Source organism: Kribbella sp. C-35 (assembly GCF_046549195.1).
Taxonomy (GTDB): Bacteria; Actinomycetota; Actinomycetes; order Propionibacteriales; family Kribbellaceae; genus Kribbella.
In genome coordinates this window covers 2,379,552-2,392,133 of record NZ_JAJPWG010000001.1, presented here as the reverse complement: position 1 = coordinate 2,392,133, position 12,582 = coordinate 2,379,552, and the positions used below count along the sequence as shown (strand labels likewise).

Sequence of the window (12,582 nt, the reverse complement as noted above, 5' to 3'; positions counted from 1 at the left end):
AGGATGAACGTGTGCTGCTGACGACGCTCTTCTCTCTGCCCACCACCATGGCCCTGGACGTCGACGACAAGGGCCGCATGCTGGTCCTGTACGACGGCACCGGCACCCGTCAGGTCAACGAGGTCGACCCGGACGGGACCTGGCGTGCACTGACCGATCTCGACGACACCTGCCGCGGCGCCCAGTTCGTTCCGGGGAGCAGCCGCGTGGTCGTCGAGCTCGACACCGGCGGCGACGAGCGCGGCCAGCTCTCGCTGCTCGACCTCGACGAGCCCGGTCTGCCCGCACTGACCCCACTGGTCCACGACGCCGAGTACATCCACCACCTGGTCGCAGCTCGCGCCGGCAGCGTTCTCTACACGACGAACCGCCGCAACGGCGTCGACTTCGACCTGGTCACCCACGACCTGGCCACCGGCCGCGAGACCGTTCTGTACGACGGCGGCGGCTGGGTGATGGGCGTCGACCCATCACCGGACGACAAGTGGGTCGTGCTCTCGAAGGCCAGCAGCCCGGCCAACTCGATGCAGCTGCTCCTGCTCGACACGTCGAGCCGGTCCGTCACCGAGCTCACCGCGGAGGACGCGCACAACGACCAGGGTCCGGTTGCGTGGCTGCCCGACTCGTCCGCGTTCCTGGTGTCGAGCAACGCCGACCGCGACCGGATGGCAATCCGCCGGTACGACGTGAGTACCGCGGCGTGGAGCGATCTGCTGGTGGACGACGCCCGCGACCTCGCCGGGTGGCCCTCACCGGACGGCGAGCACCTGTTGGTCGGCGTACTGGAGGACGGGGAGGTCGCGCTGGCGCTGCACCGGTTGGAGGACGGGTCGGCGATCGCTCCGATCGACCTGCCCGCCGGTGGTTGCGCGGGCCTGTTGTACGCCACCCCGAATCCGATCTGGTCGCCGGACGGCTCGTTCGCGGCGATCACCTACAACTCCCCGGTCATCCCGCCGACCGTGTACCGGTTCGTGCCGGGCGGTGAACTGACGGCGATCCGCTCGGTGGAGGTTCCGGCCGAGCTGCAGCACCCGGAGAGCCTGCGCGTTCCGTCGTTCGACGGCGAGCAGGTGCCGGTGTTCGTGTTCCGGCCGACCGGTCCGAGCCTGGGGTCCACGGTCGTCCACGTGCACGGCGGTCCGGAAGGCGCCGCCATGCGGATCTGGAGCCCGATCATCTCGGCGCTGGCCGCTGAGGGCCACACAGTCGTCGTACCGAACGTCCGCGGCTCGGCCGGCTACGGCAAACGCTGGTACTCGCTCGACGACCGCCAGTTGCGGATGGACTCGGTGAAGGACCTGGCCGCGATCAACGCGTGGCTGCCGACGATCGACGGCGACCCGCAGCGCGCCGCGCTCTGGGGCGGTTCGTACGGCGGGTACATGGTGCTCGCCGGTGTCGCGTTCCAGCCGGACCTGTGGGCGGCCGGCGTGGACATCGTCGGAATCGCTTCGCTGGTGACGTTCCTGGAGAACACCTCGGACTACCGGCGGTCGATGCGGGAGCGCGAGTACGGGTATCTGGCGACGGACCGGGAGTTCCTGGAGTCGGCGAGTCCGCTCAGCCGTGTCGACGACATCCGGGCGCCGCTGTTCGTCATCCACGGCGCCAACGACCCACGGGTGCCGTTGTCGGAGGCAGAGCAGATCACGGACGCTCTCACGAAGCGCGGCGTACCGTGCCAGCTGCTCGTGTACCCGGACGAGGGACACGGTCTGGCCAAGCTCACGAACCGCCTGGACGCGTACCCGCAGGCGTTCAGCTTCCTGCTAGACCACCTGGGATGAGCGTGACGGCGGTCGCGTCGAGCCGTACCGGGAGTCCGAGCGGTACGGCGAGGTTCAGCGCCTCATGCCCGATCGCCGCACCCTCCACCATCGGTACGCCGAGTGGCTCGAGCCGCTCGCGGATGACGTCACCCGGGTCCTGAGTTCCGCTGAAGTCGCCGACCACCACACCGGTGACGTCGTCGAACCACCCGGCCCGCAGCAACTGGGTGAGCAACCGATCGACTCGGTAGCCGGCTTCATCGACGTCCTCCAGTACGACAACGCCGGCCGGCGGCGTGTACGTCGGCGTCCCGACGCTCGAAGCCAGCATCGCCAGGTTGCCACCGCGCAGTGGCCCCTCGGCGACACCGTCCACCACCGTGCGCGCCCCCACTGGTGCGAGCAGGTCCGTCACCGTCTCCGGCTCGAACAGCAAGGCTCGTAGCCGCTCACGACCGTCAGCCGTCTCCAGCTGCTCTACAGCAGCAGCCATCGGCCCGTGGAGAGTCACGAGACCACGTGCGTTCAGCGGCTCGTGCAGCGCGGTGATGTCACTGAACCCGACGAACCACTTCGGTACGGCGACCAGCTCGTCGACGTCGACGTACTCGAGCATCCGCTGCACGCCGTACCCGCCACGTGCACAGAACACCGCGGCGTACTGCGGGTCCAGCCAGGCGTTCCGCAGGTCCTCGGCACGTGCCTTGTCGTCGGCCGCCAGGTACTGGAACCGCTCGTGCCCGGCCAGCACCGACGGCATCACGTCCACCTCGAGTCCCCAGGACCTGAGGTGGACCACGCCGGCGTCGAGCCGTGACGTATCCACCCGCCCCGACGGCGCCACCACAGCGACCCGGTCCCCGCTCCGCAGCCGCTGCGGCACCACCAAGTGAGTCACCCCGCCGACGCTACCAACCGACCTGCAGCGTCGTGCTCTTGGAGACCCCATTCACCGTGACACCCAGCTGGGCCGTGCCGGGGCGTAGTGCGGTCAGCTGACCTGTCGCCGGGTCGTACGCCGCGACTGCCCAGAACGGCGCGGTCTTCACGGACCCGATGTGCAGGGTGGTCGAGCCCCACCAGTCAGCCGACACCGGGAACGCCACTGGGATCCGCCGGTTCTCCTGTACGACGGTCGCTGCTGCCGTGCCGGTCTGGCCGCGGCGCAGGGAAGTCGGCGCGGCCAGCTCGAGGGAGTCGACGTGCGGCCGCAGCTCAACCTGGAGCCAAGACCGCTCCGGCGCCGACCACGCGCGCTCGCCGGCTGGAGCCGCCGGCGCGTTCCGTGCGATGCCGACGAGAGCCCAGCCGGTGAAACCGCCCGCGTCTGGTGCCGCAGCCGGGCTCTTGCCGGAGTTGCCGGTCAGCGGGAGCAGTACGCCGTCGGTACGGGTCGCGGCGAACGTGCCCGCGTGCGCCGCCATGTAGGCCGCGCCCTTGCCGGTCGAGGCGCGGAAGTCGGCCAGCCATTTCACGATCATCGCGGCTTCCTTGCGGTCACCGAGCTGCGAGTTCTGCGTCGGCGACGGATCGTCGATCGGGTGGTGCGCCATCACCACGACGTTCTTGATCGAGCGATCCTGAGCCGCGGAGTCGAGCTGCTTGCGGAGATCGAGGATCTGGTCGAACCCGCCTGCCCGCAGCGATCCGAGTGACGAGTCCCGCAGTACGAACCGAGTGCCCAGGTGGTCGAACGTGCTGGTCGCGTTGCCGAAGACCTTCTTCCATTCGGACAGGTCGCCCGGTCCGTAGGTCTCGTGGTTGCCCGGCACGTAGTGCACCGGCACCTTGCCTGCGACCTCCTCGTCGATGATCTGCTTGGCCAGGGCGATATCCGGACCGAACGCGCGGTCCACGAAGTCGCCGTTGATCACCAGGAACTCGGGCTTCTGCGCGAGCACCTCGCGGATTGTCCGGCGGGCCTGCTTCACATAGTCCGAGTTCGGGTCGTCGGAGGTGAACTGCGCGTCCGACATCACTGCGAACCGCCAGCGGCCGCTTGTGGTCACGGTCCCGTCGGTCACGACCATCGGGTCGATCACCTTCGCCGGCGGATCCATCGTCACCGGCGGCGCGCTGCGGACGGTCAGGTCGTCGACGACGATCCGGCCCGAGTACTGCCGGGTCGGCGAGGTCTCGACGACGTAGATCCGCCAGAAACGCAGCGGCATAGTCAGCCCGGGCGGGATGTCTGCCTCGACGTACTTCCACCCGGTCCAGTCGACCGTCGGCGCCAGGTTGAGCGTCTGCGCCGTACCACCGGCAGCGTCGTACGCGTTGGCGCGCAGCCACGCGCCCTTACCGTCGCCGTACACCCAGGCGCCGAGCTTCTGCGGCTGCCCCGGCAACGTCTGCTGCGGCGTCTGCGAGAGGTACGCCGCTCGCGTGGCAGTGCTGCCCGTCAGCGAGTAGTCGAGCGCGATCGCCTGCCCGCCGTCATGCCCTTCCGCAGCAGACCGAGTCGCCGTCGCGGCACCGGCCGGTACGGCGTTCGCTGCCCACTTGGTGACGTCGTCGAGTTCGTCGACGACCGTGCTGGCCAGACCGGACGTGATGCTGAGCTGCGTGCTCAACCCGCCAACGGTTGCGGTCACCACGGCCGACACAGCATCGTTGCTCAAGGCATTGACTTCGAATCCATTGCGTGTAGCGACGACCTTCACCAGCGCCGGGTCGTAGCTGAGCTTGACGTCGCGCGGCTCGATCCAGGTGGAGAACCCGTCGGCGTCGTACCCGTCGACCTCGAAGAAGCCCTTGGCGGCGGAGTCGGCGAGCGACACCTGGCGGGTCGAGGGCGCCAGGCGGGTCGGCGTACCGAGGACTGTCATCGGGAACCTTCCGTTCGCCGCACCCCGGGTCGCGGTGACGATCGCGTCGCCGGCGCGGCGGCCGGTGACCACACCCTGCTGGTCGACGCGGACGTTGCTGCCGGCGTACCAGAACGGCGTACCGATCGCGGGCGCGTAGGTCTCGTCGTACCCGGTGGCTTTGAGGACTCGGCTGAGTCCGGTGAGGACCCGCGAGCTGCGGGAGTGGTCGGCGTCCTGATCGGCCTCGGAGGTGCCGGTCGACTCGACGCGGAAGCCCTTGAGCTTGCCGGAGCCCTTGGCCGGGACCAGGCCGAGTCCGTTCGGGACCATCCGCTCGCCGCCGTCGGACGGGTCGTTCACGACCTCCGGCGCGGCCTTGCCCGGGGTCCGGGCGAGCATCGTCGAGGAACCGCCGCCGTCCAGGTTGAGCGCGTCGTCAGCCCCGAGGCTGATCATCAGCTGGCCCATCTCCTTCAGCGACAGACCCCGCGAACCGGTGGCCCGGCCGTCGACGGTGAGCAGGATCATCCGGCTGCCGTCGGCGTCGAAACCGATCGCGGTCCGCGGCGCGAGGTCGGCGTCCGGCACGGTGTCCGGGACCTTGCCGTCCTTCGCGAGCTGGTAGTTGCCGCTGACCGCGGCCGCCACCTGACCTGCGTCCGGGCGCAGGCCGTACGCGACGTCGACCTTGTCGCCCACCGCGAACGCGGTGAGCGCGTCGGCGCCGGCCTCGCGGCCGATCAGCGCCTGCTCGTTCGCTGCCAACGGGGTGGTGGCCGGAGTGGTGGCGGTGGAGACGACCACACCGTCGCGAAGGATCACCTCGCGCACGGTCGGCAGGCCGTCCACGGTCCGGGTCCGGGCCGCATCGCCCCACTCCGGGGTGTAGAGGCCGATACCGCCGGTGTTGACGGTCGGCGAGTTGAGGTTGGTCAGCTCGAGCTTCGTCGCACCGTCAACAGCTGTTCCCTGGAGGAACAGTTGCGCGATCTTGCCGAGCCCGTCCTTGCCGATCACCGCGGTGTCGTTGTGGCCGGCGGCGGGTGCGTTGAGCAGCTTGCCGGATTCCACTCCGACGCCCAGTGGGGCGGTCGTGTCGTTGATGTCGAAGAAGTCACCGTTGACTCCCGCGATCGCACCCTTGCCGGCCAACTGCTGGCTGAGCGGCTGTCCTCCGGACACCTTGCCGGTGTTGACCAGGTCGACGGTCACGCCGTGCTTGTCCAGGTCGGTGTCGAGGATGTCGCCGCGCTGCCAGCCCTTCGCGTCGAGACGCTCGAACGAGGTGTAGTTCACGCCGGGCGCCACCGGGCTGTCGTCGCGTGACGTCAGTACGCCGGTCTCGGCGATCGCGGCGTCAGTGATCCCAGCGATCCCCGTGGTCGCGGTCCGCGCGACAGCCGGGCTGACCAGGACGCCGGCCAGCAGGCCACCTACCCCGATCGCTGTGGTCAAGGGACGGATGAGCGACACAGGAGCCTCCCCAACGGACGGATGGACGTGGTCATCCGACGCCGCGCGCGCTACCGCCTCATGAGCCGCAGGTGTACGCCGGTCAACCGACCGGTGACAAAGTAACGCCTGCGGTCACCGTGTGGAAGGTTTTCTTCTCAGTTCGTGGCCACCGGGCGGCCGGAGGTCTGCCAGGCGTGCATGCCGCCGTCGAGGTTGATCGCCTCGCGGCCGAGCTGGTTCAGGAACTGGGTGGCCATGCCGGAACGGCCGCCGACCGCGCACACGCAGAGCACCTTCTGGTCCAGCGGCACCTCGCCGACCCGCTCCTGCAGCTCACCGAGCGGGATGTGCGTGGCGCCCTCGATGTGCCCACGGTCCCACTCGTCCGGCTCCCGCACGTCGAGCACGAACGCCTCCGTCAGCAGGTCGTCGTCGAGCTCAGCCACCACGACCGAAGGAATCTCCTGGTTCCGGAACATGCCCCCAAGCATGTCAGACCCGGGGGTAGGCGGCTGCCCGGAGTCCGGATAAGGCGTTGACAGCGGACGGCGGATTTCGGACCGTGGCTCGGAGGAGGCTGCGGTGGCACTGATTCAGGGGATCCCGGGGGAGTTCGAGCCGCAACCCTGGGGTGAGGCGATCCTGCGGAGTCGTGAGCTGCTCCTGCTCCGCATCGCGTGCCGCCCACCTGACCACGAGGTGCGCCTGCCGGGCCTCGCCACCACGCCACGGCACGTCGTCGAGGATCACACCGGGAGGGCACTGACCTGGCGCCGCGACGGTGACGACCTGGTCGTCCGGCTGCCGGAGATCGGTGAGCCGCCGGTGGTCCGCGTCGCGCTGCAGGGCAAGTTGCGGATCGTCCCGCCGGACACTGTCACCGCGAACGCGGACGGCGTCTGGGACCTGACTCCGACCGGTACGCCGGCCCACCTCGTCGCCCGCCGCGCCGCCGATGTCGCCGTGCGGTTCATCGGCCTGGCCGATCCCGACAGCCAGCACCAGATCCGGCTGGCCGGTCGCAGGTACGGCGTGACCGGTCACGAGCTGACCCGGTCCACGATCGGCCCGTTCCCGATGCCGGAGCTCCGCGTCGTTCCGCTGACGGTGCCGGCCGGCGTACGGCGGGTGCTCGTCGCACCGGTCGGCACGGTGCTGGCCTCGATCCACCCCGGCCGCGACGAGATCACCGTGGTCGTGACGAACTTCGGCCGCACCCCGGCCCGCGGCGAGGTCGAACTCCCTTTACCGCCGGGCTGGTCCGCGAGCGAGCAGACCTGGACGTTCGACGGTCTCGACCCGGGCCGTTCGATCGGATGGGCGACACGGATCGCCGGACCTGCAGGTGCGCGCGAACTGCGAGTTCGCCTGGAGGCAGGCCGGCGATCGGCGTCATCGCCGTACGTCGTGCGCCTCTGAGCTGGACGCCTTCTCCTGGGCGTGGACGCACTTGCCGAGGTTGATGAAGAAGAAGATCAGGCCCAGGGTGATGGTGATGTGGCCCAGGCCGGAGATGCCGTCGAGGGCGGCGCCGGGCTGGTGGCCGAGCACGGTCATCGAGCCGCGGACAATCATCAACCCGACGGTGAGCGCGAGACCTGCGTTGTAGACCCAGAAGAACGCGGTGAACAGCTTGCCCGCGGTCAGGGTGAAGAGCTTCTCGAGCGCGAGCACGATCAGGAAGAACAGCATGCCCAACGCAAGGATGTGGGTGTGCACGACGCTGAGCTGCGTGTCGCCGGTGAAGTCGTTCAGCTTGGTGAACTCGCGGTAGTACAGCCCGCTGAGCAACCCGAGAATCATGTAGATGTCTGCTGTCACGTAGATCTTCCGCATGGCGGGAACCTACTTGAGCAGCTTCGACAACCTCCGGTCGGCCAGCGGCTTGCCGCCGGTCTGACAGGTCGCGCAGTACTGCAGGGAGGAGTCGGCGAAGCTCACCTCGCGGACGATGTCACCGCAGACCGGGCACTTCTGGCCCTTACGGCCGTGCACGCGCAGACCGGACTTCTTCTCCGACTTCAGGTCCTGGACGGCGAGGCCGGCGGAGCGGTCGACCGCGTCCTTGAGGGTTTCGCGCATCGCGTCGTACAGGGTCTTGAGCTCGTCGTCGGACAGGTTGGACGCCGGTTTGAACGGGCTCATCTTCGCGACGTGCAGGATCTCGTCGGAGTACGCGTTGCCGATGCCGGCGATCACGGACTGGCTCCGGAGGACGCCCTTGAGCTGCACCCGGCCCTGGCGTTTCAGGATCTCGCCGAAGTCCTCGAGCGACAGCGTGAACGGGTCCGGTCCGAGGCGCGCGATCCCCGGAACCTCGGCGACGTCGCGGACGACGTACACCGCGAGTTTCTTCTGGGTCCCGGCCTCGGTCAGGTCGAACCCGGCACCGTCGTCCAGCACGGTCCGGAGCGCGATCGGCCCCTTGCCCGGACGGACGAGGCCGGTGTTCTGCTCCTCTTTCCACCGCAGCCACCCGGCCCGCGCCAGGTGGATGACCAGATGCACGCCCTGCGCGGAGATGTCCAGGAACTTCCCGTGCCGCTGCACGTCGTCGATCAGCAACCCCACCATCGCCGAGATCGGCGGGTCGTAGGTCTTCAGCGCGCTGATCGCCGTGATGTCGGCCCGCACGAAGGCATGCCCGACCGCCCGCTCCCGCAAGAACACGGCCAGCGACTCGACCTCCGGCAACTCAGGCACCCTCCTAGTGTGCCTGACGCCAGGGACACTTCCGGTGGATCACCCATGGAGGATGGTTGTGGGGGGCGGTAGTTTCGGGGGCAACGGAGTAGGGAGGCCCTGATGGGGTTTGTGAAGACGATGCTCAAGGGTGCTGTCGTGGCCAAGCTGGTGCAGGTCGCACAGCGCGAGTTGAGCAAGCCGGAGAACCAGCAGAAGATCAAGCAGGCGGTTCAGAAGGTGCAGCAGCGCCGGGCTCACTGAGTGGGCTTGTGCGCCTGCAGGGTGTAGGTGGCGGCCAGGTGGTGCGGACTCGCCGTCAGCCGCCACTCACCCTCGGCATCCTCGGTCATCAGACCGGGGAGGGCGTTCCACGGTGCGCTGTCGTGGTCGGTGAGTGAGTCGAACACGAGCCCGGCCTTCTGTACGGCGGTGATGGTCTCGCCGAGGCCGTGGTTCCACTCGTGCGTGACCGTGGTGCTGAACTCGGCCTCGGTCTGGACGTAGGTCCCGCCCTCGTCCCACACGATCGGCTCGGCAGTCTCGAAGTACGGGAAGCGCACCTCGGGGACCTCCGGTCCGGCGTCCAGCGCCCACAGCATCGGATGGCCCTCGCGGACGAACAGCCGCCCGCCCGGCTTCAGCAGCCCGGCGACGACCTGCGCCCACCGGTCGATGTCAGGCAGCCAGCACAGCGCACCGATCCCGGTGTAGACGAAGTCGTACGCCGACGCGCCCAGCACCCGCACCGCGTCGTACGCATCTGCCACGTGGAAATCGACCGACAACCCGAGCCGCGACGCCAGCGACCGGGCCTCCTCGACGGCCGGCTCCGAGAAGTCCAACCCACTCATCCGCGCCCCGAGCCGTGCCAGCGACACGGTGTCGGTCCCGATGTGGCACTGCAGGTGTACGCCGCGCAGCCCACTGACGTCACCCAGCCGCGGCCGGTCGAACCGGACCACCTCACTGAGGTACGACGGATCGGACAGGAAGTCGTCCACGTGATAGCTGGGCGACGCCACGTGCGCCGGCACCCGCTCGTCCCAGTTCGCCCGATTCACTTCCAGGTAGTCAGCCACAGCGTCGAGGGTAGGGGAAACTCCACCTTCGAGGAGGTTTCAGCGTGACTGTGCACTCAGGGTTGCCCTGATGTGCTGGAGTGCATGAGCCAGGTACTCGATCGAACGCGCATTCAGGACATCGACGCGCTGCGTGGTTTCGCCCTCCTGGGCATCTTGATCGTGAACATCACCTTCGCCGCCTCCGGCTTCCCGATCCACTTGGCGGAGAACCCGGCGTACGACTCCTGGCTCGACCACTCGGTGCACTGGCTGTCGTCGGCGTTCGTGGACATGAAGTTCTACCTGCTGTTCTCGTTCTTGTTCGGGTACAGCTTCCAGCTGCAGATGGAGGCAGCTCAGCGAGCCGGTGCAGCGTTCAAGCCGCGGATGCTGCGGCGCCTCGGCGGCCTGCTCGTACTCGGCGCGCTGCACGGCGTCTTCCTGATCACCGGCGACATCCTGAGCGTCTACGCGATCATCGGCCTGGTCCTGCTCGCCATGCGCCGAGTGAAGGACCGTACGGCGCTCCTGGTCGCAGGAGGCATCTACGTGTACCTCTTCGTCACCCTGGCCGTCGCTGCGCTCTTCGTAGACAGCACTCAGTTCATGGACCCCACCACGGCGGTAGCAGCCGCACAGGAGACGACTGCGAACCTGGCGGGCTCGTTCAGCGACGTCATCGGCGAGCACGTTCGCGCGCTCCCGACGTACGGCCTGTCGCTGCTGACAGTGCAAGGCCCGACCACACTGGCCGCGTTCCTCGTCGGCATGGTGGCCGGTCGACGGCGGCTGCTGCAGAACACCCACGGTGCCGATGCGCTACTGCGGCTCATCCAACTGGTCGGCTTCGCGATCGGTATCACCGGCGGGCTCGTCTACGCGGCCGGCGGCAATGGCGACACCAGGGCGGTGCTGATGAGTGTGATGACAGCACCGTTCCTGACTGCGGCGTACGTCGCTTCACTGCTGCGCATCATGCACTCCGACCGCGGGGAGGACATCCGTGCACTTCTCGCGCCGGCCGGGCGGATGGCGCTGTCGAACTACCTGGGGCAGTCAGTGGCGACCATGCTCATCTTCACCGGCGTCGGCTTCGGACTGGCGGGTCAGGTGTCTCCGCTGGAGACGCTCGGCTTCGCGGTCGGCATCTTCACGCTGCAGCTGCTCCTGAGCCACCTGTGGCTGAGCAGCTACCGCTACGGCCCTGTCGAAGGCGCGCTGCGGGCGGTCACCAATGGGACCGCCCCCAGCTGGCGCAAACTCACTCAGGCCGCGTGACGGCCGTGGTGCAGGCGGGCCGTGCGGATCTTGTGCACGGTCCCGGTGGTCGAAGCAGGCTTGTGGTTGAAGGGCTCAGCCGCCGCGCCGAGGGCGAGCAGGTCGAGCTTGGTCCGGGCCAGGTCGCGGTCTTCGACGTCCCAGGAGCCGTGCAGACGACCGGTCAGACCGGTCGAGTGGCGCCTGTTGCCGAACTCCAGAGCCGCGATCACGGCTAGCACGATGACTACGAGAACGATGTATCCGGTCATGGCAGTAATACTGCTACCTATTAGATCCTGCCACTAGTGGCACTATTGACATAGTCCGACAAATTACTGCCATACTGGCGAGATGCTAGAGAAGATCGCAGTCGTCCTGATGGAGGACGTCGCCCTGTTCGAGTTCGGCGTCCTGGCTGAGGTCTTCGGAATCGACCGCACCGACGACGGTGTGCCGCCGTTCGACTTCAAGGTGTGCTCGACCACGCCGGGGGTCCCGATGGAGACCAGCAGCCACTCCCAGGTGGTCGCGCCGTACGGGCTGGAGGAACTCGAGGACGCCGACCTGATCGGCATCCCGGCCACCACCTGGCGGCACGAGTACGACGAGCGGATCCTGGACGCGCTCCGGCGTGCCGAGGCGCGCGGAGCGATCCTGCTCACGGTCTGCTCGGGCGCGTTCGTGCTCGGCGCCGCCGGCTTGCTCGAGGGCCGGGCCTGCACCACGCACTGGCGCTACATCGACAAGTTCCACGACCAGTTCCCGTCCGCGAAGCTCGACCCGGACGTGCTGTTCGTCGACGACGGCAACATCATCACCAGCGCCGGCACCGCGGCCGGGATCGACGCGGCCCTGCACCTGGTACGCCGTGAGCTCGGCAGCGCGGTCGCGACCCGGATCGCCCGCCGGATGGTGGTCCCGCCGCAGCGCGACGGCGGCCAGCGCCAGTACGTCGAAGTACCGGTGCCGGAGTCGTCAGGGGAGAGCCTGCAGGCGGTCCTCGACTGGATGGTCGACAACCTGACCATCGAGCACACCGTGCCCGCACTCGCCCGGCGCGCGCAGATGTCCGAGCGCACCTTCGCCCGCCGCTTCGTCGCCGAGACCGGTACGACGCCACTCAAGTGGGTCACCACCCAGCGCGTCCTGCGCGCCCGCACGCTGCTCGAACAGACCCGGATGGGCATCGAGCAGATCGCCACCGAATCCGGATTCGGGACGGCCGCGTTGCTGCGGCACCACTTCCGTAGGGTGGTGGGCGTGCCACCACAGGATTATCGCCGCACCTTCCGGACCGCCGGATAATGGTTGCCTACCGCAACGCCGTCGGCTCGATCATCGTCGGCTGGGACGGCTGGCGCTGCCACCTGTACCGGCTCGCGGTCGCGCCGACGCGATGGTGCTCGACGACAACGCCCCCGCGCACGGTGTCTGGTCCACCGCCGGCTACGCGCCGCAGCCCCAGTGGTCGCGATGGGTGAAACCTCTGTGATGTGAGCTATCCGTCACCGTGCGGATTTGCATCGCCACCCCTCGCTC

The 12,582-nt window shown here is 68.5% G+C and carries 12 protein-coding genes; 5 read left to right on the top strand and 7 right to left on the bottom strand.

Annotated features, from left to right (window positions below; translation table 11 throughout):
- Positions 1-11 precede the first annotated feature (11 nt).
- The gene (locus ACLJOO_RS12130; protein ID WP_410786984.1) at positions 12-1,790 is read left to right on the top strand and encodes an alpha/beta fold hydrolase; all 1,779 of its coding nucleotides are present in this window, start codon (positions 12-14) and stop codon (positions 1,788-1,790) included.
- Here the strand turns inward: ACLJOO_RS12130 and ACLJOO_RS12125 are convergent.
- The 3 genes from ACLJOO_RS12125 to ACLJOO_RS12115 form a co-directional block, all read right to left on the bottom strand.
- Entirely contained in the window at positions 1,762-2,670 is a 909-nt protein-coding gene (locus ACLJOO_RS12125; protein ID WP_410786983.1) for an LD-carboxypeptidase, read from the bottom strand. The genes ACLJOO_RS12130 and ACLJOO_RS12125 overlap by 29 nt on opposite strands.
- Positions 2,671-2,680: 10 nt before the next feature.
- Positions 2,681-6,055: a phosphodiester glycosidase family protein gene (locus ACLJOO_RS12120; RefSeq protein ID WP_410786982.1), complete on the bottom strand. Its 3,375-nt coding sequence runs from the start codon at positions 6,053-6,055 to the stop codon at positions 2,681-2,683.
- Between the two features lie 137 nt (positions 6,056-6,192).
- On the bottom strand, positions 6,193-6,516 hold the full coding sequence (locus ACLJOO_RS12115; protein WP_131284789.1) for a rhodanese-like domain-containing protein: 324 nt from the start codon (positions 6,514-6,516) through the stop codon (positions 6,193-6,195).
- A 103-nt stretch (positions 6,517-6,619) separates the two neighbouring features.
- Here ACLJOO_RS12115 and ACLJOO_RS12110 point away from each other — a divergent pair, with 103 nt between their 5' ends.
- Entirely contained in the window at positions 6,620-7,456 is an 837-nt protein-coding gene (locus ACLJOO_RS12110; RefSeq protein WP_410786981.1) for a hypothetical protein, read from the top strand.
- Here ACLJOO_RS12110 and ACLJOO_RS12105 read toward each other — a convergent pair.
- The gene (locus ACLJOO_RS12105) at positions 7,430-7,873 is read right to left on the bottom strand and encodes a DUF2871 domain-containing protein (protein ID WP_410786980.1); all 444 of its coding nucleotides are present in this window, start codon (positions 7,871-7,873) and stop codon (positions 7,430-7,432) included. The genes ACLJOO_RS12110 and ACLJOO_RS12105 overlap by 27 nt on opposite strands.
- A gap of 9 nt (positions 7,874-7,882) precedes the next feature.
- Positions 7,883-8,740 (bottom strand): DNA-formamidopyrimidine glycosylase family protein, encoded by an 858-nt coding sequence (locus tag ACLJOO_RS12100; protein ID WP_410786979.1) that lies wholly within the window; start codon positions 8,738-8,740, stop codon positions 7,883-7,885.
- Between the two features lie 102 nt (positions 8,741-8,842).
- Between ACLJOO_RS12100 and ACLJOO_RS12095 the strand changes: the two genes are divergently transcribed.
- Complete coding sequence (locus tag ACLJOO_RS12095; protein WP_165546414.1) at positions 8,843-8,983, top strand: hypothetical protein; 141 nt, start codon at positions 8,843-8,845, stop codon at positions 8,981-8,983.
- On the opposite strand, the gene ACLJOO_RS12090 is transcribed toward ACLJOO_RS12095, so the two are convergent.
- On the bottom strand, positions 8,977-9,801 hold the full coding sequence (locus ACLJOO_RS12090; protein ID WP_410786978.1) for a class I SAM-dependent methyltransferase: 825 nt from the start codon (positions 9,799-9,801) through the stop codon (positions 8,977-8,979). The genes ACLJOO_RS12095 and ACLJOO_RS12090 overlap by 7 nt on opposite strands.
- Positions 9,802-9,885: 84 nt before the next feature.
- Here ACLJOO_RS12090 and ACLJOO_RS12085 point away from each other — a divergent pair, with 84 nt between their 5' ends.
- Positions 9,886-11,061, top strand: coding sequence for a DUF418 domain-containing protein (locus tag ACLJOO_RS12085; RefSeq protein WP_410786977.1), 1,176 nt, complete (start codon positions 9,886-9,888; stop codon positions 11,059-11,061).
- Here ACLJOO_RS12085 and ACLJOO_RS12080 read toward each other — a convergent pair.
- Positions 11,049-11,312, bottom strand: a complete 264-nt coding sequence (locus tag ACLJOO_RS12080; protein WP_410786976.1) for a hypothetical protein — start codon at positions 11,310-11,312, stop codon at positions 11,049-11,051. The genes ACLJOO_RS12085 and ACLJOO_RS12080 overlap by 13 nt on opposite strands.
- A gap of 82 nt (positions 11,313-11,394) precedes the next feature.
- On the opposite strand from ACLJOO_RS12080, the gene ACLJOO_RS12075 reads away from it, so the two are divergent.
- A complete protein-coding gene (locus tag ACLJOO_RS12075) occupies positions 11,395-12,348 on the top strand; it encodes a GlxA family transcriptional regulator (protein WP_410786975.1) in 954 nt (317 codons plus the stop codon).
- Positions 12,349-12,582 lie beyond the last annotated feature (234 nt).

Excerpts from the sequence above, each read along its gene's own strand:
- ACLJOO_RS12085 (WP_410786977.1), top strand. The coding sequence starts at position 9,886 with ATGAGCCAGGTACTCGATCGAACGCGCATTCAGGACATCGACGCGCTG.
- ACLJOO_RS12095 (WP_165546414.1), top strand. The coding sequence starts at position 8,843 with ATGGGGTTTGTGAAGACGATGCTCAAGGGTGCTGTCGTGGCCAAGCTG.
- ACLJOO_RS12115 (WP_131284789.1), bottom strand. The coding sequence starts at position 6,516 with ATGTTCCGGAACCAGGAGATTCCTTCGGTCGTGGTGGCTGAGCTCGAC.
- ACLJOO_RS12105 (WP_410786980.1), bottom strand. The coding sequence starts at position 7,873 with ATGCGGAAGATCTACGTGACAGCAGACATCTACATGATTCTCGGGTTG.
- ACLJOO_RS12080 (WP_410786976.1), bottom strand. The coding sequence starts at position 11,312 with ATGACCGGATACATCGTTCTCGTAGTCATCGTGCTAGCCGTGATCGCG.
- ACLJOO_RS12075 (WP_410786975.1), top strand. The coding sequence starts at position 11,395 with ATGCTAGAGAAGATCGCAGTCGTCCTGATGGAGGACGTCGCCCTGTTC.